At 50.4% G+C, this 22,870-nt stretch carries 27 protein-coding genes; 10 read left to right on the top strand and 17 right to left on the bottom strand.

What is annotated here, in order from left to right; all coding sequences use genetic code 11:
- The first annotated feature begins 37 nt into the window (after nt 1-37).
- The 3 genes from ACJHX7_RS05450 to ACJHX7_RS05440 all read left to right on the top strand — a co-directional run bounded on the left by ACJHX7_RS05450 (nt 38) and on the right by ACJHX7_RS05440 (nt 3,103).
- The gene (locus tag ACJHX7_RS05450; RefSeq protein ID WP_033877847.1) at nt 38-757 is read left to right on the top strand and encodes a DUF2884 domain-containing protein; all 720 of its coding nucleotides are present in this window, start codon (nt 38-40) and stop codon (nt 755-757) included.
- A gap of 175 nt (nt 758-932) precedes the next feature.
- The gene (ansB, locus tag ACJHX7_RS05445; RefSeq protein ID WP_000394107.1) at nt 933-1,979 is read left to right on the top strand and encodes an L-asparaginase 2; all 1,047 of its coding nucleotides are present in this window, start codon (nt 933-935) and stop codon (nt 1,977-1,979) included.
- Between the two features lie 116 nt (nt 1,980-2,095).
- Entirely contained in the window at nt 2,096-3,103 is a 1,008-nt protein-coding gene (locus ACJHX7_RS05440) for a DUF1202 family protein (protein WP_094030310.1), read from the top strand.
- 55 nt (nt 3,104-3,158) lie between these two features.
- Here the strand turns inward: ACJHX7_RS05440 and ACJHX7_RS05435 are convergent, their stop codons facing one another.
- The 8 genes from ACJHX7_RS05435 to yggS all read right to left on the bottom strand — a co-directional run bounded on the left by ACJHX7_RS05435 (nt 3,159) and on the right by yggS (nt 9,612).
- Nucleotides 3,159-4,460: a TRAP transporter large permease gene (locus ACJHX7_RS05435; protein ID WP_000378954.1), complete on the bottom strand. Its 1,302-nt coding sequence runs from the start codon at nt 4,458-4,460 to the stop codon at nt 3,159-3,161.
- A complete protein-coding gene (locus ACJHX7_RS05430; protein WP_000577032.1) occupies nt 4,460-4,963 on the bottom strand; it encodes a TRAP transporter small permease in 504 nt (167 codons plus the stop codon). Before ACJHX7_RS05430 ends, ACJHX7_RS05435 begins: the two co-directional genes overlap by 1 nt.
- Nucleotides 4,964-5,007: 44 nt before the next feature.
- Entirely contained in the window at nt 5,008-5,994 is a 987-nt protein-coding gene (locus ACJHX7_RS05425; RefSeq protein ID WP_000784004.1) for a TRAP transporter substrate-binding protein, read from the bottom strand.
- A 312-nt stretch (nt 5,995-6,306) separates the two neighbouring features.
- Complete coding sequence (gene hemW / locus ACJHX7_RS05420) at nt 6,307-7,443, bottom strand: radical SAM family heme chaperone HemW (RefSeq protein ID WP_000239941.1); 1,137 nt, start codon at nt 7,441-7,443, stop codon at nt 6,307-6,309.
- Complete coding sequence (locus tag ACJHX7_RS05415; protein WP_001174738.1) at nt 7,436-8,029, bottom strand: XTP/dITP diphosphatase; 594 nt, start codon at nt 8,027-8,029, stop codon at nt 7,436-7,438. The genes hemW and ACJHX7_RS05415 overlap by 8 nt, the downstream gene beginning before the upstream one ends.
- Nucleotides 8,030-8,036: 7 nt before the next feature.
- The gene (yggU, locus tag ACJHX7_RS05410) at nt 8,037-8,327 is read right to left on the bottom strand and encodes a DUF167 family protein YggU (protein WP_001277222.1); all 291 of its coding nucleotides are present in this window, start codon (nt 8,325-8,327) and stop codon (nt 8,037-8,039) included.
- Nucleotides 8,324-8,890, bottom strand: a complete 567-nt coding sequence (yggT, locus tag ACJHX7_RS05405) for an osmotic shock tolerance protein YggT (RefSeq protein ID WP_001094831.1) — start codon at nt 8,888-8,890, stop codon at nt 8,324-8,326. The genes yggU and yggT overlap by 4 nt, the downstream gene beginning before the upstream one ends.
- Nucleotides 8,891-8,907: 17 nt before the next feature.
- On the bottom strand, nt 8,908-9,612 hold the full coding sequence (yggS, locus tag ACJHX7_RS05400) for a pyridoxal phosphate homeostasis protein (protein ID WP_000997793.1): 705 nt from the start codon (nt 9,610-9,612) through the stop codon (nt 8,908-8,910).
- Between the two features lie 17 nt (nt 9,613-9,629).
- On the opposite strand from yggS, the gene ACJHX7_RS05395 reads away from it, so the two are divergent.
- Nucleotides 9,630-10,610, top strand: coding sequence for a PilT/PilU family type 4a pilus ATPase (locus ACJHX7_RS05395; protein WP_001361345.1), 981 nt, complete (start codon nt 9,630-9,632; stop codon nt 10,608-10,610).
- A gap of 208 nt (nt 10,611-10,818) precedes the next feature.
- Here ACJHX7_RS05395 and ruvX read toward each other — a convergent pair whose 3' ends face one another.
- The 8 genes from ruvX to metK all read right to left on the bottom strand — a co-directional run bounded on the left by ruvX (nt 10,819) and on the right by metK (nt 18,041).
- Nucleotides 10,819-11,235 (bottom strand): Holliday junction resolvase RuvX, encoded by a 417-nt coding sequence (gene ruvX, locus ACJHX7_RS05390; RefSeq protein ID WP_000017106.1) that lies wholly within the window; start codon nt 11,233-11,235, stop codon nt 10,819-10,821.
- The gene (locus ACJHX7_RS05385) at nt 11,235-11,798 is read right to left on the bottom strand and encodes a YqgE/AlgH family protein (protein WP_001053178.1); all 564 of its coding nucleotides are present in this window, start codon (nt 11,796-11,798) and stop codon (nt 11,235-11,237) included. The genes ruvX and ACJHX7_RS05385 overlap by 1 nt, the downstream gene beginning before the upstream one ends.
- 108 nt (nt 11,799-11,906) lie before the next feature.
- Entirely contained in the window at nt 11,907-12,857 is a 951-nt protein-coding gene (gene gshB / locus ACJHX7_RS05380; protein ID WP_000593273.1) for a glutathione synthase, read from the bottom strand.
- A 12-nt stretch (nt 12,858-12,869) separates the two neighbouring features.
- Nucleotides 12,870-13,601, bottom strand: a complete 732-nt coding sequence (gene rsmE / locus ACJHX7_RS05375; RefSeq protein WP_001300912.1) for a 16S rRNA (uracil(1498)-N(3))-methyltransferase — start codon at nt 13,599-13,601, stop codon at nt 12,870-12,872.
- A gap of 79 nt (nt 13,602-13,680) precedes the next feature.
- Nucleotides 13,681-14,388 (bottom strand): deoxyribonuclease I, encoded by a 708-nt coding sequence (endA, locus tag ACJHX7_RS05370; RefSeq protein WP_000286500.1) that lies wholly within the window; start codon nt 14,386-14,388, stop codon nt 13,681-13,683.
- Nucleotides 14,389-14,482: 94 nt separating this feature from the next.
- Nucleotides 14,483-14,980 (bottom strand): SprT family zinc-dependent metalloprotease, encoded by a 498-nt coding sequence (locus ACJHX7_RS05365; protein ID WP_001296359.1) that lies wholly within the window; start codon nt 14,978-14,980, stop codon nt 14,483-14,485.
- A 76-nt stretch (nt 14,981-15,056) separates the two neighbouring features.
- Nucleotides 15,057-16,451 carry a galactose/proton symporter gene (gene galP / locus ACJHX7_RS05360; RefSeq protein ID WP_001112301.1) on the bottom strand — a complete coding sequence of 465 codons (1,395 nt, stop codon included), beginning with the start codon at nt 16,449-16,451 and terminating at the stop codon, nt 15,057-15,059.
- 435 nt (nt 16,452-16,886) lie between these two features.
- Entirely contained in the window at nt 16,887-18,041 is a 1,155-nt protein-coding gene (gene metK / locus ACJHX7_RS05355) for a methionine adenosyltransferase (protein ID WP_001062128.1), read from the bottom strand.
- Between the two features lie 55 nt (nt 18,042-18,096).
- Here metK and yqgD point away from each other — a divergent pair, with 55 nt between their 5' ends.
- The 6 genes from yqgD to speB all read left to right on the top strand — a co-directional run bounded on the left by yqgD (nt 18,097) and on the right by speB (nt 22,745).
- The gene (gene yqgD, locus ACJHX7_RS05350) at nt 18,097-18,348 is read left to right on the top strand and encodes a protein YqgD (RefSeq protein ID WP_001305310.1); all 252 of its coding nucleotides are present in this window, start codon (nt 18,097-18,099) and stop codon (nt 18,346-18,348) included.
- 110 nt (nt 18,349-18,458) lie between these two features.
- Complete coding sequence (gene yqgG / locus ACJHX7_RS05345) at nt 18,459-18,602, top strand: protein YqgG (RefSeq protein WP_001297404.1); 144 nt, start codon at nt 18,459-18,461, stop codon at nt 18,600-18,602.
- Between the two features lie 93 nt (nt 18,603-18,695).
- Nucleotides 18,696-18,827 carry an acid stress response protein YqgB gene (yqgB, locus tag ACJHX7_RS05340; RefSeq protein ID WP_001297406.1) on the top strand — a complete coding sequence of 44 codons (132 nt, stop codon included), beginning with the start codon at nt 18,696-18,698 and terminating at the stop codon, nt 18,825-18,827.
- 8 nt (nt 18,828-18,835) lie between these two features.
- Entirely contained in the window at nt 18,836-20,812 is a 1,977-nt protein-coding gene (gene speA / locus ACJHX7_RS05335; RefSeq protein WP_001295380.1) for a biosynthetic arginine decarboxylase, read from the top strand.
- 145 nt (nt 20,813-20,957) lie between these two features.
- Nucleotides 20,958-21,689 (top strand): hypothetical protein, encoded by a 732-nt coding sequence (locus ACJHX7_RS05330; RefSeq protein WP_000758898.1) that lies wholly within the window; start codon nt 20,958-20,960, stop codon nt 21,687-21,689.
- 135 nt (nt 21,690-21,824) lie between these two features.
- The gene (gene speB / locus ACJHX7_RS05325) at nt 21,825-22,745 is read left to right on the top strand and encodes an agmatinase (RefSeq protein ID WP_000105566.1); all 921 of its coding nucleotides are present in this window, start codon (nt 21,825-21,827) and stop codon (nt 22,743-22,745) included.
- 46 nt (nt 22,746-22,791) lie between these two features.
- On the opposite strand, the gene ACJHX7_RS05320 is transcribed toward speB, so the two are convergent.
- Nucleotides 22,792-22,870: IS3 family transposase (locus ACJHX7_RS05320; protein WP_322967685.1), on the bottom strand; the 79-nt coding region annotated here is incomplete at its 5' end.

Raw genomic sequence — 22,870 nt, 5'->3', positions numbered from 1 at the left:
AGCAAATGCTGGCCTGATTTGTTCTTGAGGGAAGACTATGATGCGCAAAATGCTGCTGGCGGCAGCACTTTCAGTGACGGCAATGACCGCTCACGCCGACTACCAGTGCAGCGTCACGCCGCGTGACGATGTGATTGTCAGCCCGCAAACCGTGCAGGTGAAGGGCGAAAACGGCAATCTGGTGATCACGCCAGACGGCAACGTGATGTATAACGGTAAGCAATATTCCCTGAACGCCGCCCAGCGCGAGCAGGCGAAGGATTATCAGGCTGAACTGCGTAGCACCCTGCCATGGATTGATGAAGGCGCGAAAATCCGCGTCGAGAAAGCCCGTATTGCGCTGGATAAAATTATCGTTCAGGAGATGGGCGAAAGCAGCAAAATGCGCAGCCGTCTGACCAAACTTGATGCGCAGCTGAAAGAGCAGATGAACCGCATTATCGAAACGCGCAGCGATGGCCTGACGTTCCACTATAAAGCCATTGATCAGGTTCGCGCCGAAGGCCAGCAATTAGTGAATCAGGCAATGGGCGGAATTTTACAGGACAGCATTAATGAAATGGGCGCGAAAGCGGTGCTGAAAAGCGGTGGTAACCCATTACAGAATGTGCTGGGAAGCCTGGGCGGTCTGCAATCCTCAATCCAAACCGAATGGAAAAAGCAGGAAAAAGATTTCCAACAGTTTGGCAAAGATGTTTGTAGCCGCGTTGTGACTCTGGAAGATAGTCGCAAAGCCCTGGTCGGGAATTTAAAATAATCCTCTATTTTAAGACGGCATAATACTTTTTTATGCCGTTTAATTCTTCGTTTTGTTACCTGCCTCTAACTTTGTAGATCTCCAAAATATATTCATGTTGTAAATTGTTTAACGTCAAATTTCCCATACAAAGCTAAGGGATAATGCGTAGCGTTCACGTAACTGGAGGAATGAAATGGAGTTTTTCAAAAAGACGGCACTTGCCGCACTGGTTATGGGTTTTAGTGGTGCAGCATTGGCATTACCCAATATCACCATTTTAGCAACCGGCGGGACCATTGCCGGTGGTGGTGACTCCGCAACCAAATCTAACTACACAGCGGGTAAAGTTGGCGTAGAAAATCTGGTTAATGCGGTGCCGCAACTGAAGGACATTGCGAACGTTAAAGGCGAGCAGGTAGTGAATATTGGCTCCCAGGACATGAACGATGATGTCTGGCTGACACTGGCGAAAAAAATTAACACCGACTGCGATAAAACCGACGGCTTCGTCATTACCCACGGTACCGACACGATGGAAGAAACCGCTTACTTCCTCGACCTGACGGTGAAATGCGACAAACCGGTGGTGATGGTCGGCGCAATGCGCCCGTCCACGTCCATGAGCGCAGACGGTCCATTCAACCTGTATAACGCGGTAGTGACCGCAGCTGATAAAGCCTCCGCTAATCGTGGCGTGCTGGTGGTGATGAACGACACCGTACTGGACGGTCGCGATGTCACCAAAACCAACACCACCGACGTAGCGACCTTCAAGTCTGTTAACTACGGTCCTCTGGGTTACATTCACAACGGTAAGATTGACTACCAACGTACCCCGGCACGTAAGCACACCAGCGACACGCCGTTCGATGTCTCTAAGCTGAATGAACTGCCGAAAGTCGGCATTGTTTATAACTACGCTAACGCATCCGATCTTCCGGCTAAAGCACTGGTAGATGCGGGCTATGATGGCATTGTTAGCGCTGGTGTGGGTAACGGCAACCTGTATAAAACCGTATTTGACACTCTGGCGACCGCCGCGAAAAACGGCACTGCAGTCGTGCGTTCTTCCCGCGTACCGACGGGCGCTACCACTCAGGATGCCGAAGTCGATGATGCGAAATACGGCTTCGTCGCCTCTGGCACGTTGAACCCGCAAAAAGCGCGCGTTCTGCTGCAACTGGCTCTGACGCAAACCAAAGATCCGCAGCAGATCCAGCAGATCTTCAATCAGTACTAATCACCTCGCCCCGGTATCGTGCCGGGGCTTTTTCACTTCAGACTTACGTCCATTGTCAATTTTCATTACCCTGATGATAATCACCGGAATAAATTATTCCGCGCGAGGGTTTTCGGGTGAAAAAGCAATGGATTGTTGGCACGGCGCTGTTTATGTTGATGACTGGTAATGTCTGGGCAGATGGCGAATCGCCAACTGAAAATATCTTAAAAGATCAATTCAAAAAGCAGTATCACGGCATTCTCAAGCTTGATGCCATCACCTTAAAAAATCTTGATGCTAAGGGTAATCAGGCCACCTGGTCAGCGGAAGGCGATGTCTCTTCCAGTGACGATCTCTATACCTGGGTCGGTCAGTTGGCAGATTACGAACTGCTCGAACAGACCTGGACGAAAGATAAACCGGTAAAATTCTCGGCGATGTTAACCAGTAAAGGAACGCCCGCGTCTGGCTGGTCGGTGAACTTTTACTCTTTTCAGGCGGCAGCCAGCGATCGTGGGCGGGTGGTCGACGATATCAAAACGAATAATAAATATCTGATTGTGAATAGCGAAGATTTCAATTATCGCTTTAGTCAGCTTGAGACTGCGTTGAATACCCAGAAGAACTCGATTCCTGCGCTGGAAAAGGAAGTGAAAGCGCTTGATAAGCAAATGGTGGCGGCGCAGAAAGCAGCGGATGCATATTGGGGAAAAGATGCAAATGGTAAGCAAATGACCCGCGAAGACGCCTTTAAAAAAATTCACCAACAGCGTGATGAGTTTAATAAACAGAACGATAGCGAGGCGTTCGCGGTTAAATATGACAAAGAGGTTTATCAACCGGCGATTGCGGCATGTCATAAACAGAGTGAAGAGTGTTATGAAGTGCCGATTCAGCAGAAGCGAGATTTCGATATCAACGAACAACGGCGACAGACTTTTCTGCAATCACAAAAACTTACCCGTAAATTGCAGGATGACTGGATAACGCTCGATAAAGGGCAATATCCGTTAACGATGAAAGTTTCAGAAATAAACAGTAAAAAAGTCGCGATTTTGATGAAAATTGACGATATCAACCAGGCTAATGAACGCTGGAAAAAAGATACCGAACAACTGCGGCGCAATGGGGTGATTAAGTAACTCATGTTAAGTGCCTTTGCCGGATAATATAAAAAGTTATCCGGCAAATTATTTTTTACATTAGCCCTAGTAGCTGTGGAATGAACAAGGATATTTGCGGGATGTAAGTGATCATCATCAACGCGATTAACAATGCGGCATAAAATGGCAGCAATGGTTTGATCAAATGTTGAATCTTCACACCTGAAATAGAACAACCAACAAATAGCGCACTACCCACCGGCGGTGTTAACAGCCCAATACAAAGGTTAGCCACCATCATAATACCGAAATGTACCGGATCCATTCCCAGCTCTTGTGCAATCGGCAAGAAGATTGGTGTGAAGATTAGTACAGCCGGTGTCATGTCCATAAAGATGCCGACAATTAATAAGACGATATTAATCAGCAGCAATATGACCAGTGGGTTATCAGAAATCCCCATCAACGCGTCGCTGATCATATAAGGAATATCAGCATTGGTCATTGCCCAGGACATGCCCACGGAAAAACCGATCAACAGTAATACAATCGAAGTGGTAACAACCGATTCCAGAATCAGTTTGGGTAAATCGCGCCATTTTACTTCCCGGTAAATCAGCACCGAGAGAATAAATGTGTAGACAACGGCAATCGCAGACGCTTCAGTTGCGGTAAAAATGCCGCCCAGAATGCCGCCCATCACAATGAACACCAGAAGCAAACTTGGTAAGGCATCCAGAAACGCTTTACAGGCCTGAGCGAAGGTTGCTCTTTCTGAAAGCGGGTAGCCACGGCGTTTAGCAATAATGCCGCAGACTATCATTACCGCGAGACCCATTAAGATCCCTGGCAAATATCCCGCCATAAATAGCGATGCTACAGAAACGCCGCCAGCTGTCAGGGAAAACACAATTAACACGTTTGAGGGCGGTATCAGTAATCCAGTAATACAAGATGAGACGTTTACAGCGGTAGAAAATGCCGGATCATAACCTTCTTTGGTCTGAATGGGATTCAGTGTGCCACCAACGGCAGCAGCTGCCGCAACGGCTGAACCAGAAATGGAACCAAACATCATATTCGCCAGGACGTTCACATGACCAAGTGAACCAGGAACCCGACCAACCATTACCTGGGCGAGGTTAATCAAACGTATCGCAATACCGCCGCTGTTCATCAGCGTTCCGGCAAAGATGAAAAAGGGGATTGCCAACAGGGCAAAGTTATCCAGTCCATTAGCCAGTCGTTGCGAAACAGTGATTGCCGCGATATCCCAGGGAAACATCAAAAGCATTGAAGCTACAGTGGCAATACCGATTGAGAACGAAATGGGCACACCAATAAAGACCAGCACAAAAAAACAGCCAAATAGTGTAAGCGCGATATAACTATCCATTAACTGGCCTCCTGCGCAGGTTGTTTCAGTTGTTGAATGCTTTGATTAATAAAACACAAGGCATAAAACATCATCACCACTCCACTTAATGGCAGAATGATATATACGTATCCCATCGGTATTTGCATAGCGGCAGATACTTGTGATGTTGCCAGCGTTTTATCAATTAATTTCAGGCCACCAGTCACAATGACCGAACCGGCAAAACCTAAAATGAGAATGTTAATGACTATACTAAGAAGTAATTGCTTGCGCTTATTCAGGGCGAGAGCAAATAAATCGATAGAGAGATGTCTCTGCGCGCCGACGGTATATGCAGCACCTAATAATCCTACCCAGATCATCAAAAAGCGTGCCAGCTCATCGGTTAATGTACTTGGCTGGTTAAGTACGTAGCGGCTAAATACTTGCCAGACTACGCATACAACCAGAGCAAGCATGACGGCGACAGAAAACGCGGCAATGACGCGGTCTACCGCAAGTTTCAGGCGGTTAAATATCATTGTAAGCATCCTGGAAAATCAGGGCCAGAGACTGGCCCGAAATATTATTGAGCAGCGTTATCGAATTTCTCTAACAAAGCAGCTTGTTTTGGATCTTTTTTGAAGTCGTCAAACAGAGGTTGAACTGCGGCACGGAATGGGGCTTTATCAACCTTAACGATTTCACCACCCATAGCTTTCGCCTGAGCACGTGTGTCAGCGTCAATTTTTTCCCACAATTTTTGTTGATAAGCTTCGGATTTCTTCGCCGCTGTTTCGAGGATTTGTTGCTGTTCTGGGGTTAATTTATTCCATGTTTTGGTGGAGATAACCAAAAAGTCAGGAATTGAGGCATGTTCATCTTCAGAAAAGACTTTGGCAATTTCGATATGTCGAGTCTGCACCCAGGAAGGCACGTTATTTTCTGCGCCATCTACTACACCTTGCTGCATCGCAGTATAAACTTCGCCAAATGAAATTGGAGTGGGTGAGCCACCCATCAGTTCAATCATTTTGATGGTGGTCGGGCTTGGCTGAACACGAATTTTCAGCCCTTTAAGATCTTCTGGCTTAGTAATCGGTTTTTTCGCATAGAAACTGCGTGTACCCGCTACATAAGCTGATAAAGCAAAAAAGCCTTTGTCTTTTGTTGAGTCCATAATTTCTTTACCAACTTCACCAAAAACAACTTTGTTGAAGTGAGCCTGATCTTTAAATAAGAACGGCAAATTATAGATAGCATAAATATTATCAAAAGACTCCAGATCACTGGCGGAACCTTTGGTCATATCCAGTGCGCCATTTTGCAACAATTCCATAGTTTCTCGCGCATTACCCATCTGGCTGCTGGGATAAATACGGATCACCATATTACCTTTTGACAGCTGTTTTACCTCTTTCGCCAGCTCTTCAAAACTCTGATGTACAACATGACTTCTTTCCAGGTTGTGTGCTAACTTTAACGTCACTTTTTCTGCGGCGTTTACGCCAGTGCTAACCAGAGCCAGCAAGGATGCGCAGACTAATGAGCGGGTAAATGACCTCATTTTCATAAAAAAACTCCCTGTTGAAGGATGGAAATTGGTTGATATCTAATTGTGCTTATCAGTGCTTTGTGCGACAAATTGGTTAACCTGTCTGACAACTTGTCTATGTTTATCACAACTTGAAATAAAGTCAGAAATTAAATATTAAATTTGTGCGCCAGGTTGTACATGTTTATAATCAATAAATGATGAGTAAATATTCACTAAATATATATAATAAATATCGTCGATATTTATTCAGTAAGAAATATATTTTTGCCGAAGTTAATTAACGGGGGGTAAAAGAAGTGATTAATGCGCCCGCAGGCGCATTAATGATTACTCAGCGAGGAATAATTCAAGAAGTGAGTTTAAGAATAATTTACCATGTTCCGTTATCTGCCAGTAATCCGCACATTCTGTGAGATAACCCTGAGCGATGGCCTCGTCTAACTGAGAGCGAATAACTTCTTCAGAAAGGCCAGTATACTGGCTAAACTCCACGCGCGGCGCGGCTTCCAACAGACGGAAGCGATTCATAAAGAACTCAAACGGCTTATCTGCGGCTTCGACATCACGCTGGCTTTCCAGATATCTTCCCTGCATAAAACCACGCGGATGACGCGTTTTGGTGGTACGCAGAATGCGCCCATCCGGGAAGGTCACTTTGCCGTGCGCGCCGCAGCCAATACCGATGTAGTCGCCAAAACGCCAGTAGTTGAGATTGTGCTGGCACTGATAACCTGGTTTAGCGTAAGCGGATGTTTCATACTGCTGATAGCCCGCTGCGGTTAATAACTGATGCCCCTGTTCGAATATATCCCACAACGCATCGTCGTCCGGCAGCACCGGCGGGCGAGAGCCAAACAGCGTATTAGGTTCGATGGTCAGTTGATACCAGGAAAGATGCGGCGGATTCAGTTCAATAGCCTGGCGCAGATCGCCTAGCGCCTCTTCCAGTGATTGATCCGGCAGCCCATGCATCAAATCAAGGTTAAAGCTACGTAACCCTAAACCGCTCGCCAGCTTCGCAGCTCGTTTCGCTTCTTGCGGGCCATGAATGCGCCCAAGTCGTTTCAGCTTTTCTTCGCTAAAACTCTGCACACCAATAGAGATGCGGTTCACACCAGCACGCTGATAATCGACAAAGCGATCGGCTTCTACCGTACCAGGGTTCGCTTCCATAGTAATTTCTGCATCCGCTGCCAGCGGCAAACGCGCACGCACGCCGTCCAGCAGCGTTTGCATCGCCGGGCCGGAAAGCAGGCTCGGCGTACCACCGCCAATAAAGATTGTCTTTACTTCACGGCCCTGAGCGTAAGCCACATCGTTGTCCAGATCGTTAAGCAGATGCTGAACATAATCGTCGTGCGGCACTTCTCCTTTCAACGCGTGAGAGTTGAAATCGCAGTACGGGCATTTCTGCACGCACCACGGGATGTGAATGTAGAGACTCAGCGGCGGTAATTTAACCATTACGTAAAGCGTCCAGCAGCAGTTTCAATGCCTGACCACGGTGGGAAATGGCGCTCTTTTCTTCGCGGGTCAGTTCGGCAGCGGTTTTCCCTTCGGAAGGTACGAAGAAGATTGGATCATAACCAAAGCCACCAGTGCCCGCTGGTTCACGAGTAATCACGCCCGGCCAGCTACCGTGGCACACCAGCGGAGTCGGATCTTCCGCGTGACGCAGATATACCAGCACGCAGTGGAAACGCGCCTGACGTTGGTCGTCCGGTACGTCTTTCATCGTTTCCAGCAGTTTTTGCAGATTCTTTTGATCGGTCGCGTCTTCACCGGAATAACGCGCGGAGTAAATACCCGGCGCGCCACCCAGCGCATCTACCGCCAGACCAGAGTCGTCGGCAATTGCCGGTAAACCGGTCACTTTTGCCGCATGGCGCGCTTTCAGAATCGCGTTTTCAATAAAGGTCAGGCCGGTTTCTTCAGCGGAATCTACGCCGAGGTCTGTTTGGGCCACGATATCAAGACCGAAGTCGCTAAGCAGCGACGCCAGCTCACGCACTTTACCGGCATTGCCGGTTGCGAGGACAACTTTTTGCATAGGATACCTAATTAATTAACGCCGCGATTTCTGGCGGGATTTGTTGCGGATTAATGATTTTAATTTGTTTGTGGCGGCCAAGTTCGCCTTTTTCAATCACCACCTGGCTTTTGGCAACCCGGAATTGCTTACCGAGAAACTTCACCAGATGGCTGTTGGCCTGGCCGTCAACCGGCGGCGCGGTAATGGCGACTTTTACCTCGTCGCCATGTAAACCGACAATAGAATCACGGCTGGCTTTCGGCTGAATATAGAGCCGTAAAACCAGACCGTCATCATTAACTGTTACGGCACTCATAACGCCATCCACAGCCCCGGCAGCAGCATGTTTCCGGTTGCCTGTAATACTTCTGCGACACCCATATTGATGACATACAGCAGCAGAACGAGGATCATCGGCGAGAAATCAATCCCACCCATTGCCGGTAGCAGGCGGCGAATCGGGCGCAGCAGCGGATCGGCCAGCTGAATCAGCACGTATTCAATCGGGCTACGACCCTGGCTTACCCAGCTCATAATCGCCATCACCAGCAGGACCCAGAAAATCAGCAGGCCGATGGTTTTCAGCAGAATCAGTAAACCGGCAATCCAGATGATTGGCAGGAAGGTCACCACTTTAAACAGCACGATGGCTTTGATAAAACTGAGAATATAGGCAACCAGCAGCGAGGCGCTGTCAATCGGTCCCATTGCCGGAATAACGCGGCGCAGTGGTCCGATAATCGGCTGCGTCACCTTCACCACAAACTGTGAGAAGGGGTTGTAAAAATCACAATGAGCCCACTGCATCCAGATGCGTAATAACAGCACCATGGTATACAGCTCAATGACCGTTGAAAGCAGGAAAGTCAACGTATTCATGGCGTTCCTTTAATTCCTTATTTTTTAGAGTAATCACGCGCACCAAAAATTGCAGTGCCGATACGAACCATCGTGCTACCTGCCGCAATAGCGGCTTCCATATCGTCCGACATTCCCAGAGAGAGCGTGTCGATATGCGGGTAGCGCGTTTTCAGTCCGGCAAATGCTACAGCCATTTGGCGTGCAACTTCAAACTGCCTTACATATTCTGACTCAGGCGCAGGGATTGCCATCAGCCCGCGCAGACGTAAACGCGGTAGTTCAGCGACCGCAGCTGCCAGCTCGTCCAGTTCTGCCAGTTGAATCCCGGACTTACTGTTTTCATCACTAATATTAATTTGAATCAGTACGTTAAGAGGGGGAAGTTCTGCCGGGCGCTGATCGTTGAGGCGGGTAGCAATGCGCAAACGGTCGATGGTATGACACCAGTCGAAATGCTCTGCCACCAGGCGGCTTTTATTAGACTGCAACGGGCCAATAAAATGCCATTCTAATCCTGTTATGCCCAGTTCCTGAAAGTGGCGAATTTTATCTACCCCTTCCTGAACGTAGTTTTCACCAAATTGACGCTGCCCGGCATCAATGGCTTCTGCGATGGCGCTCGCAGGTTTTGTTTTACTGACTGCAAGCAGCGTAATTTCTTCTGGAGAACGGCCGCAACGCGTTGCAGCCGCTGAGATTTTGTCCCGGACCTGTGCCAGGTTATGCGCAATATCGTTCATTTTCCGAGGATCTTAGTATGAATATGGAAGAAATTGTGGCCCTTAGTGTAAAGCATAACGTCTCGGATCTACACCTGTGCAGCGCCTGGCCCGCACGATGGCGTATTCGCGGGCGAATGGAAGCTGTGCCGTTTGATGCGCCGGACGTCGAAGAGCTACTGCGGGAGTGGCTGGATGACGATCAGCGGGCAATATTGCTGGAGAATGGTCAGCTGGATTTTGCTGTGTCGCTGGCGGAAAACCAGCGGTTGCGTGGCAGTGCGTTCGCGCAACGGCAAGGTATTTCTCTGGCATTACGGTTGTTACCTTCGCACTGTCCACAGCTCGAACAGCTTGGTGCGCCACCGGTATTGCCGGAATTACTCAAGAGCGAGAATGGCCTGATTCTGGTGACGGGGGCGACGGGGAGCGGCAAATCTACCACGCTGGCGGCGATGGTTGGCTATCTCAATCAACATGCCGATGCGCATATTCTGACGCTGGAAGATCCTGTTGAATATCTCTATGCCAGCCAGCGATGTTTGATCCAGCAGCGGGAGATTGGTTTGCACTGTATGACGTTCGCATCGGGATTGCGTGCCGCATTGCGGGAAGATCCCGATGTGATTTTGCTCGGAGAGCTACGTGACAGCGAGACAATCCGTCTGGCGCTTACGGCGGCAGAAACCGGGCATTTGGTGCTGGCAACATTACATACACGTGGTGCCGCGCAGGCAGTTGAGCGACTGGTGGATTCATTTCCGGCGCAGGAAAAAGATCCCGTACGTAATCAACTGGCGGGTAGTTTACGGGCAGTGCTGTCACAAAAGCTGGAAGTGGATAAACAGGAAGGACGCGTGGCGCTGTTTGAATTACTGATTAACACTCCCGCGGTGGGGAATTTGATTCGCGAAGGGAAAACCCACCAGTTGCCGCATGTTATTCAAACCGGGCAGCAGGTGGGGATGTTAACGTTTCAGCAGAGTTATCAGCAGCGGGTGGGGGAAGGACGTTTGTGAGGCTAAAGTGATTGATTAGTTTAGTAAATATGCCTGATGCGCTACGCTTATCAGGCATACAAACGCAGCACCCGGCAATAAACGTCTGATGCGACGCTAACGCGTCTTATCAGACCTACAGCCGCTGCCAGATGTGTGCTGGATAAGGCGTTCACGCCGCATCCGGCAAGATGACGGTAACGACTATCCGCCAGGCTTTTAAATCGCCTTAATATCCCTGCTCGAAATAGCTTTCGAGAATAATAACCGCAGAGGCAGAGTCGACTTTGCCTTTGTTGAGCGCCCGATAGCCGCCCTGTTCAAACAGACCGGAACGTGCCTCCACGGTGCTAAGACGCTCGTCATGGAGCTTTACTTCAACACCGAAACGACCATGAATACGGTTGGCAAATTTACGCGCTCTGGCGGTTAACGGCTGTTCGGTGCCGTCCATATTCAGCGGCAAACCGACGATGATTTCGTCCGGCTGCCACTCTTTCAGTAAACGCTCGATAATGTTCCAGTCCGGCGTACCGTCCTGTGCTTTAATTGCAGGCAATGGGCGAGCGGTGCCGGTAATGCGTTGGCCGACCGCTACACCAATGCTTTTGGTACCGAAGTCGAAGGCGAGTAAGGTTCCACTCATCAGGCGTGTCCTGCCACACCAGGCATGGTGAGAATATCCACACCAATCAGTTTTGCCGCCTCGCGCCAGCGGTCGGCAATCGGCGTTTTGAACAGAATATTCAGATCTGCCGGGGCCGTTAGCCACGCGTTATCGAGAATTTCTTGTTCCAGTTGACCTTTCTCCCAGGAGGCATAACCCAGAGCCACCAATACGTCAGACGGTTGTTTATCGGTGCCGAGCGTTTCCAGCACATCGCGGGAAGTGGTCATCACCGTGTTGTCTGAAATGCGAATGCTGGAAGCAAAATTGGAGGGCGGAGTATGCAAAATAAACCCGCGATCTTCAGCCAGCGGACCGCCGAGCATAACCGGTTTATCCAGACGGATTGATTCATCACGCGGCTCCGGCGTGATCTTCAGCTTTTCCAGAATCCCTTCAATTTTGAGATTTTCCAGCGGCTTGTTGACGATGATCCCCATTGCACCATTGGTATTATGTTCGCAAATGTAGACCACGGAACGACGGAAAATCGGATCCTGGAGAGCAGGCATGGCAATAAGAAAGTGATGCTGTAAATTCATTGTCAGAGGTTCTGTTTCCTGGTTCAAAAAAGCAACAGCGCCCAGTATGCGTGGAAAGAAGGGCGCTGTCACTCATAGTCTCAACGAGATCCCTCTCGCTAAACAGGGTTACTGCTGCTGTAAACGTGCTTCGATGGCATCCATTAACATTCCGGTGATCGACACCGGAAACTCTGCTTCAATCTCACGAATACAGGTTGGGCTGGTGACGTTAATTTCAGTCAGACGGTCGCCGATGATATCCAGACCAACAAAAATCAGCCCTTTTTCTTTCAGCGTCGGCCCGATCTGACGGGCGATTTTCCAGTCACTTTCCGTCAGCGGACGAGGTTCACCGCGACCACCGGCAGCCAGATTGCCACGGGTTTCGCCCCCCTGCGGAATACGCGCCAGGCAGTACGGTACCGGCTCGCCATCTACCACCAGCACGCGTTTGTCGCCATCTTTAATGGCTGGCAGGTAATTTTGCGCCATGCAGTAGCGAGTGCCATGCTCAGTCAGGGTTTCGGCAATCACGCCGAGGTTTGGATCGCCTTCTTTCACGCGGAAAATCGACGCGCCGCCCATACCGTCCAGTGGCTTAAGAATGATGTCGCTGTGTTTCTCCCAGAACGCTTTTAGCTGCGCTTTATTGCGCGTAACCAGCGTTTCTGGCGTTAAGTCAGAGAACCAAGCAGTAAACAGTTTCTCGTTACAGTCGCGCAGGCTCTGCGGCTTGTTAACGATCAGCGTCCCTTTCTCTTCGGCACGTTCCAGAATATAGGTCGCGTAGATAAACTCGGTATCAAACGGCGGGTCTTTACGCATCAGGATCACATCGAGATCGGCCAGCGGCAGATCCTGTTCACCGACGAACGAAAACCACTCTTCGTAGTTCTGCTTCACGTTCAGCGTGCGGGTATGGGCGCGGGCTTCGCCATTGATCAGATACAGATCGCCCATCTCCATATAGTGAAGTTCGTAACCACGACGCTGTGCTTCCAGCAACATAGCGAAACTGGAATCTTTCTTGATGTTGATGTTTGCGATGGGGTCCATCACGATGCCGAGCTTGATCATTATTCTTCTCCGTTAGCCCAAATCGCCAAATCGTACTTGTAGCGCGGTAATGGCGGTGAGCGCAGTTGTCTCTGTACGCAAAACGCGAGGTCCCAACAGGATATCAGTAAATTGATAGCGGGCAGTCATGGCAATTTCATCTGCCGATAAACCGCCTTCCGGGCCAATCAGCAGGCGGACGCGTTCAACCGGTAACGGCAACGTGTTGATGCTGTTACTGGCGCGCGGGTGAAGATTCAGTTTCAGTCCTTCATCCTGCTCTGCACACCAGGCTTCCAGATCCATCGCTGGACGGATTTCCGGCACCCGGTTACGACCACACTGCTCACAGGCAGCAATTGCAATCTTCTGCCACTGCTGGAGCTTCTTGTTCAGACGTTCACTATCCAGTTTAACGCCGCAGCGTTCAGAAAAAAGTGGCGTAATGAGGCTTACACCGAGTTCGATCGATTTCTGGATAGTAAATTCCATTTTTTCGCCACGCGACATCACCTGACCGAGGTGAATATGCAGCGGAGATTCACGATCGTCGAGTTGGCCTTCCAGCACTTTCACTTCCACGCTTTTTTTACTGGCGCTGGTAATTTCGGCGTCAAAGACCTGGTTGCTGCCGTCAAACAATTGCAACGCCTGTCCCGGCCCCATGCGCAGTACGCGCCCGATATGGTTGGCGGCATCTTCGCAAAGCGCGATGTGAGAATGGCTGGTTAGTGGTTCAGGATGATAAATGCGGGGGATACGCATAGTTAAAAATCCGCGTCGTCTCCCCACGCGGTTGTACGCGCGGGGTAGGGGTTAACAAAAAGAATCCCGCTAGTGTAGGTTAGCTCTTTCGCGCCTGGCAAGCGCGTTGCACATACGGGTTATGATTGCCCTGCACCTTCGCGATGCGTTCATCGCGCTCGCACTCCCAGTCGGTAACCGGATACATCTTGTTCCATGCGTTGAACAGCTGCGTTTGCTGGCGGGAGAGTGTCAGGTTGTATTGGTCGCGCATATAGAAGTAGGTGCGCGCAATGGCACCGCGTGCACGCGCTGGTGGTTCGGCAGCTTTTTCTTTGAAATCGACCTTCATGGCGCATTGACCGTACTGGCCTTCGCCGCCATTCCACTGGCTGTACATAAAGTTGCCGCGATCGCCATTCACCTCGCCGACTGACGGTTGCAGGTTATGCATATCGCTTTCCATCTTGCGATAGACCGGATCTTTGGCGCAATTTTTACGTCCACCGTCCTGCCAGCACTGGCGCTGGTGACCGAATTGCCAGGCGGGAACGACGTGTTCCCACTCTACGCGGCTGGCGCGGTTTTCATTTTTGCGCACCTGATAGCCGCACGATTGCAGATCAACAACGCCTTTTTTGCCCTGCCAGTTAATTTTACATCCGCAATAAAACGTACCGGGCGCGTCAGCGTGGACTTTTACCGCCGCGGCTTTCGCCTGAGAAAAACTATTGATACCTTCGGCCAACGCCGGGCCGGAAAATGCTGCGCTCAGTACCACCGCAGCAATAGACAAATAACGGTACATCACTTACTCCGTGTTAAAACGAGCCAGCAACGTAGCGAAAGTTGTTTTAGTATGCAATCAGCCAGATCAGGAAAGTTCCTGATAGTTCAGGTGGTTACTTTGCAATCAGCTGTTCACCGCAGTGAACACAGCGATAGACGGCCTCGCCACGAACTACGCGATTATGGCGGCGTACGGTAAGCTGATGCTCCTGGCACTTGCAGCGGTAGGGGAAGGTGTTGCGACGCACGGATTGCAGTTCGAACTGATGCGTACGACGGGCGGGAACGCCCAGCACGCTTTCCATCATCCACTTCCACTCTTTGCCATGTGGTGCTACGCGGCCGAAATGTTTCCATACCAGCAAATGTGCCAGTTCGTGCGGCACCACTTCTTCAATAAAGGCTTCACTGTTTTCCAACAGCAAAACGGGATTGAGGCGGATTTCATAGCTTTCCAGCCAGGCTGTTCCGGCGGAGGTGCCGCGCTGGGTGTAAGAGAGTTTTGGCTCCGGGTAGTTACGCCCTAGCTTCAGGTTGGCCTGGGCGAGTTTTTCCCGCAGGCGACGCATAACGGCCTGTTGGATGGCGATAGGGAGACGGGATGTTTTCATAGCGGCAGAGGATAGAGCGAAGAAAAGATGACTGCAAGAGGTGGCTTCCTCCGCGACGGGAGGAAGCCTGAGGAGATTAATCGTGAGCGCCGATTTCGCGCAGTTTACGACCTTTCATCAGATTACGTTCAATATGTTCCAGCGAAACGTGTTTGGTTTCCGGCACCAGCCACAATGTCAGCAGGATAAACAGTACGTTCAGAGCCGCATACACCCAGAAGGTGTTGGCGTTACCCAGCGTGTTGAGCATGGTCAGGAACGTTGCGCCAACGATCATGTTGGCAATCCAGTTGGTGGCGGTGGAGCAGGTGATGCCAAAATCGCGGCCTTTCAGCGGCTGAATTTCGGAGCACAGTACCCAAATCAGCGGACCGGCACTCATGGCAAAGCCAACAATAAACATCAGCAGCATGGCGATAGCGAAATACTGCGCCGACGGAGAGTGGATACCGATATGCATCATTGTACCGAGTACGCCCATGCCAGCAGCCATCACCAGGAAGCCCAGCGTTAGCGTTGGTTTACGTCCCCAGCGGTCAACAAGGCCGATTGCGATAAAGGTGGCGAGTACGTTAGTCAGGCCGACGATCACCGTCCCCCACATTTGCTCGGTAGTGTTGGTATAACCCGCCAGTTCGAAGATTTTCGGCGCGTAATACATGATGACGTTCATCCCGGTGAATTGCTGCATTACCTGCAACAGTACGCCAAGGAACACCGCGCGGCGGAAGTTGCTGTTCTCTTTAAACAGCGCCCAGCCACTCTGTTTAACCTGCAAACTTTCACGGATTTCATCCAGTTCACGTTTCGCTTCCGCGCTGGTGTCACGCAGGCGCAGCAGCACGCGTTCGGCATCAACAAAACGGCGTTTGGCGGCAAACCAACGAGGGCTGTCTGGCAGGAAGAAGACACCAATCAGCAGCAAAATTGCCGGGATGATAATCACACCCAGCATCCAGCGCCATGCACCGGTGTAGCTGAAGGCGGTATCAGAAAGATAAGCACCGAGGATCCCGATAGTGATCATCAACTGATACATCGAGATCATACTGCCGCGAATTTTTTCCGGCGCAATTTCAGAGAGGTACAGTGGTGCGGTATAAGAGGCCACACCCACAGCCAGCCCCAGCAGAACGCGGGAAAGAATCAGTACTTCAACGTTTGGCGCAGCCGCAGAGAACAGTGAACCGGCAACAAACAAAATTGCGCCGATCATCAGGCTCTTTTTGCGCCCGAGTTTAAAGGAGAGCCAGCCGCTGCCCACCGCACCGACTGCCGCACCGAACATCATGGAGCTTACGACCCATTCTTGCGTGTGCGAAGTAATCTGGAATTCATCTGCAATAAACGGCAGTGCGCCAGCAATTACACCGATATCCAGGCCAAAGAGTAATCCCGCCAGAGCAGCAAGGAAGCAGACGAAAAACGTCATTGCCTTGTTTGACCGCCCCTGTTTTTTAGCGTCAGGCATGATGCCCTCCAATATGGTTATTTTTTATTGTGAATTAAGATAGGTGAGTACGACGTAAAAAGATGTGAAGCAAATCACATCAGTGTAATCGCTTACACTAACATTTATCTTAGTTATGATTTAAGTGCATGAAAATAATTGAGTTATATCATCATAGATTAAACGCTGTTATCTACAATTAAGACTTTACTGAAAAGAAATGTAACAACTGTGAAAACCGAATAATAATATGAAAATATTACAAATCTTTGGCTGGTGTGGTTGGTGTAATCGGTTTCAGTAGCGATGATAATTTGCGGTAAAACGTGTTCAGGAAGAATGATGTTATTGTGCGGGCAGCTTTTTGCCGGATGCCGCGTGAACGCCTATCCACCGCGGTGAGGTAAAAGAAAAAGGCCAGCGCGAGGCTGGCCTTTGAAAGCAGGTGAAGAAAGATTACTTCAGACCGGCAGCATCGCGCAGCAGCTGCGCTTTGTCGGTTTTTTCCCACGGGAAATGTTCGCGACCAAAGTGACCGTATGCTGCGGTTTCTTTGTAGATCGGGTGCAGCAGATCCAGCATCTGAATCAGACCGTATGGACGCAGGTCAAAGAACTCACGTACCAGCAGAGTCAGTTGTTCAGAAGGCACTTTCTCGGTACCGAAAGTTTCCACCATGATAGAGGTCGGTTCAGCCACGCCGATTGCGTAGGAAACCTGAATTTCACAACGATCGGCCAGGCCAGCAGCAACGATGTTTTTCGCGACATAACGTGCTGCGTACGCTGCGGAACGGTCCACTTTTGATGGATCTTTACCAGAGAATGCACCACCACCGTGACGTGCCATGCCGCCGTAGGTATCAACGATAATTTTACGACCAGTCAGACCGCAGTCACCCATCGGGCCACCGATAACAAAACGACCGGTCGGGTTGATGAAGAATTTGGTGGCAGAAGTCAGCCATTCAGCCGGCAGAATCGGCTTGATGATCTCTTCCATTACCGCTTCTTGCAGCGATTTCTGGTCGATTTCTTCAGAGTGCTGAGTGGAAAGCACGACAGCATCGATACCAACGATTTTGCCGTCGTCATACTGGAAAGTCACCTGGCTTTTCGCGTCCGGGCGCAGCCACGGCAGAGTGCCGTTTTTACGCACTTCAGCCTGACGCTGTACCAGACGGTGTGCATAGGTGATAGGCGCTGGCATCAGCACGTCGGTTTCATTGGTTGCGTAGCCAAACATCAGACCCTGGTCACCCGCGCCCTGTTCCAGCGGATCGGCACGGTCAACGCCCTGGTTGATGTCAGGAGACTGTTTACCGATGGCGCTCAGAACCGCACAGGAGTTAGCGTCAAAGCCCATGTCGGAATGCACATAGCCAATTTCGCGAACGGTGTTACGGGTGATCTCTTCGATGTCTACCCAGGCGCTGGTGGTGATTTCGCCGCCAACTAAAACCATGCCGGTTTTTACGTAGGTTTCGCAAGCAACGCGTGCTTTCGGATCCTGTTCGAGGATCGCGTCTAAAACGGCATCAGAGATTTGGTCAGCAATTTTGTCAGGATGCCCTTCAGAGACGGACTCGGACGTAAAAAGGTGTTTTGCCATATTTAATATCACCTAAAGAGAATTTGGTTAGCTCAAACTGTTGTGTGGATTTTCTGTGGTAGCGGATCCTACCACGACTCTGCAGGTTAAAAACACTGGCAGTCTGAGTGTTAATCGGTATGGATGGATTAACATCTGGATGGCTATTTTAGGTCAGTTCTTCACCCAATTTCCACTTTTTTTTGAATCGTGTCTCATTCTGTTAAAAACGTGGCTGGAAATTTTTCCTGACAATGCTGGCATTCTGCGTATTTATCTTTTGCAATTTTCTGCCATTGTGGGGTATAAAACGCGGCGCGCGGCTTAAATAAAAAGCACACGACGTTTCTTTCGTGTTGCCACTTCCAGCCGGGTTGAAAACAGAGTTTTGGCTTGTGGGTTCGTCTTAACAGGCGGCCGTGGAGGTGATACGAAATAATGAACCGTTGTCTGCTGCTTAACCTGTCTCACCGTTCTGGTGAAGATTCGTTCCCCGCACTCTGCATCTCTGCTTTGCATACCTGCCGATGTTATACCCATCTCGGCGCTTCTCAGGATTCAAGAGCTGGTTACAGCTACTGAGGACTGAACAAGGGCGCTCTTGTAAAAACAAGAGTTTTCTCGTGGTTTCGCCGAACTGTCACACTTACGTTCGGTTATGTGCTTAATAATGTTATGAAAAAGAAACCGGTTGCGCAGTTGGAGCGTCAGCATTCACTGCTGGAAAATCCATGTGCTTATGGGTTGTTATCGCAGTTCCAGGCTGCGATAGTCGTTAACTGTTTTACACTTAATAAAATAATTTGAGGTTCGCTATGTCTGACGACATGTCTATGGGTTTGCCTTCGTCAGCGGGCGAACACGGTGTACTACGCTCCATGCAGGAGGTTGCAATGAGCTCCCAGGAAGCCAGCAAGATGCTGCGTACTTACAATATTGCCTGGTGGGGCAATAACTACTATGACGTTAACGAGCTGGGCCACATTAGCGTGTGCCCGGACCCGGACGTCCCGGAAGCTCGCGTCGATCTCGCGCAGTTAGTGAAAACTCGCGAAGCACAGGGTCAGCGTCTGCCTGCACTGTTCTGTTTCCCACAGATCCTGCAGCACCGTTTGCGTTCCATTAACGCCGCGTTCAAACGTGCGCGGGAATCCTACGGCTATAACGGCGATTACTTCCTTGTTTATCCGATCAAAGTTAACCAGCACCGTCGCGTGATTGAGTCCCTGATTCATTCGGGCGAACCGCTGGGTCTGGAAGCCGGTTCCAAAGCGGAGTTGATGGCAGTGCTGGCACATGCTGGCATGACCCGTAGCGTCATCGTCTGCAACGGTTATAAGGACCGCGAATATATCCGCCTGGCATTAATTGGCGAGAAGATGGGCCACAAGGTCTATCTGGTCATTGAGAAGATGTCAGAAATTGCCATTGTGCTGGATGAAGCAGAACGTCTGAATGTCGTTCCTCGTCTGGGCGTGCGTGCACGTCTGGCTTCGCAGGGCTCGGGTAAATGGCAGTCCTCCGGCGGGGAAAAATCGAAGTTTGGCCTGGCGGCGACTCAGGTACTGCAACTGGTTGAAACGCTGCGTGAAGCCGGGCGTCTCGACAGCCTGCAACTGCTGCACTTCCACCTCGGTTCGCAGATGGCGAATATTCGCGATATCGCGACAGGCGTTCGTGAATCCGCGCGTTTCTATGTTGAGCTGCACAAGCTGGGCGTCAATATTCAGTGCTTCGACGTCGGCGGCGGTCTGGGCGTGGACTATGAAGGCACCCGTTCGCAGTCCGACTGTTCGGTGAACTACGGCCTCAATGAATACGCCAACAACATCATCTGGGCGATTGGTGATGCGTGTGAAGAAAATGGTCTGCCACATCCGACGGTAATCACCGAGTCGGGTCGTGCGGTGACTGCGCATCACACCGTGCTGGTGTCGAATATCATCGGCGTGGAACGTAACGAATACACGGTGCCGACCGCGCCTGCAGAAGACGCACCGCGCGCCCTGCAAAGCATGTGGGAAACCTGGCAGGAGATGCACGAACCGGGAACTCGCCGTTCTCTGCGTGAATGGTTACACGACAGCCAGATGGATCTGCACGACATTCATATCGGCTACTCTTCCGGTACCTTTAGCCTGCAAGAACGTGCATGGGCAGAACAACTCTATCTGAGCATGTGCCATGAAGTGCAGAAGCAACTGGATCCGCAAAACCGTGCGCATCGTCCGATTATCGACGAACTGCAGGAACGTATGGCGGACAAAATGTACGTCAACTTCTCGCTGTTCCAGTCGATGCCGGACGCATGGGGGATCGACCAGTTGTTCCCGGTTCTGCCGCTGGAAGGGCTGGATCAAGTGCCGGAACGCCGCGCTGTGCTGCTGGATATTACCTGTGACTCTGACGGTGCTATTGATCACTATATTGATGGTGATGGTATTGCCACGACAATGCCAATGCCGGAGTACGATCCAGAGAATCCGCCGATGCTCGGTTTCTTCATGGTCGGCGCATATCAGGAGATCCTCGGCAACATGCACAACCTGTTCGGTGATACCGAAGCGGTTGACGTGTTCGTCTTCCCTGACGGCAGCGTAGAAGTAGAACTGTCTGACGAAGGCGATACCGTGGCGGATATGCTGCAATATGTACAGCTCGATCCGAAAACGTTGTTAACCCAGTTCCGTGATCAAGTGAAGAAAACCGATCTTGATGCTGAACTGCAACAACAGTTCCTTGAAGAGTTCGAGGCAGGTTTGTACGGTTATACTTATCTTGAAGATGAATAATTAAGATTATTCCGCTGGCGGGTCGATTTATTTACGTAAATCGGCCCGCTTTCTTTTTATATATTCTTAAAAATAATTTAGCTGCTTTTCTTATTAAATAATCCCCCTACAATCGCTGCATTAATTAAATGCAGAGGGAACGGTTATGAAAAAATGGAAAGTACGTAGCGCGTTGATAGCATTAGTCGTGCTGCTGGCCGGTTGTTCCAGTAATGCGCAGTATAATAGCAGTACATCGGGCAATGTCGGCACCGCCTGGGGTGGGGATGTGCACTCATCGGTTCAGGGCGTATCTGCTGAGCGAGCCTGGCGCGATCCGGCAGAGATGATCGTTATTAGTTATTCGACTACTGTTCCTTCGGGCTACGACCGCGTTTATAGCATTCGTATTAACGAACTTGAATATGCTATTCGCGATGGTAATTTTAATTCTCTACCTATTACGCGGGTTTATGATTCATCCAATAATGAACCACGCTATATTGTCCATGCCAGAGTAGGAATGAATTATCAATTATATGTCCGCAATTACAGTCGTAATACCAACTACGAGATCGTTGCTACGGTTGATGGCCTGGATGTGCTGAACGGCAAGCAAGGTTCGCTGAATAACAACGGCTATATTGTGAATGCCGGAGATTCGTTAGCGATTAAAGGATTCCGCAAAGATAAACATACCGAAGCGGCTTTTCAGTTCGCCAACGTTGCTGATTCCTACGCAGCCAATTCGGCGCAAGGCGATGTGCGTAATACCGGTGTAATCGGCTTTGCCGCCTTTGAATTACAAGGCCCGGCGCAAAACGCGCTGCCGCCGTGCTCTGGACAAGCCTTTCCGGCGGACAACAATGGCTATGCGCCGCCACCGTGTCGGAAATAGCAACCTCGCTTGATGCCTCGTCCATTTAAGGCGATAATTAGCGCAAACTTGTGTTTCGCAAATCCAACCCTTCCTCGTCGGGCCTAACGACGCGGAAGGGTTTTTTTATATCGACTTTGTAATAGGAGTCCATCCATGAGCACCTTAGGTCATCAATACGATAACTCACTGGTTTCCAACGCCTTTGGTTTTTTACGCCTGCCGATGAACTTCCAGCCATATGACAGCGATGCTGACTGGGTGATTACTGGCGTGCCGTTCGATATGGCCACTTCTGGTCGTGCGGGTGGTCGCCACGGTCCGGCAGCGATCCGTCAGGTTTCGACGAATCTGGCCTGGGAACACAATCGCTTCCCGTGGAATTTCGACATGCGTGAGCGCCTGAACGTCGTGGACTGCGGCGATCTGGTATATGCCTTCGGCGATGCCCGTGAGATGAGCGAGAAGCTGCAGGCGCACGCCGAGAAGCTGCTGGCTGCCGGTAAGCGTATGCTCTCCTTCGGTGGTGACCACTTTGTTACGCTGCCGCTGCTGCGTGCTCATGCGAAGCATTTCGGCAAAATGGCGCTGGTACACTTTGACGCCCACACCGACACCTATGCGAACGGTTGTGAATTTGACCACGGCACCATGTTCTATACCGCGCCGAAAGAAGGTCTGATCGACCCGAATCATTCCGTGCAGATTGGTATTCGTACCGAGTTTGATAAAGACAACGGTTTTACCGTGCTGGACGCCTGCCAGGTGAACGATCGCAGCGTGGATGACGTTATCGCTCAAGTGAAACAGATTGTAGGTGATATGCCGGTTTACCTGACTTTTGATATCGACTGTCTGGATCCTGCTTTCGCGCCGGGAACTGGTACGCCGGTGATTGGCGGCCTGACCTCCGATCGCGCCATTAAACTGGTACGCGGCCTGAAAGATCTCAACATCGTTGGGATGGACGTAGTGGAGGTGGCTCCGGCATACGATCAGTCGGAAATCACCGCTCTGGCTGCGGCGACGCTGGCGCTGGAGATGCTGTATATCCAGGCGGCGAAAAAGGGCGAGTAAGCGCCGGATAAGATTGAACTGAACCCCAAAACCTGGACAGTTTCAGTTAACCGGCTTTTTGATACTCAGTCCGGTATTCTACCGGGCTGAGTCCCCCAAGACTGAGTTTTATTCTTTTTTGATTC

This window comes from Escherichia sp. WS1451 (genome assembly GCF_046487365.1).
Lineage (GTDB): Bacteria > Pseudomonadota > Gammaproteobacteria > Enterobacterales > Enterobacteriaceae > Escherichia > Escherichia coli.
The sequence above is the reverse complement of the archived record's forward strand: the minus strand, read 5'-3'. Positions and strand labels throughout refer to the sequence as shown.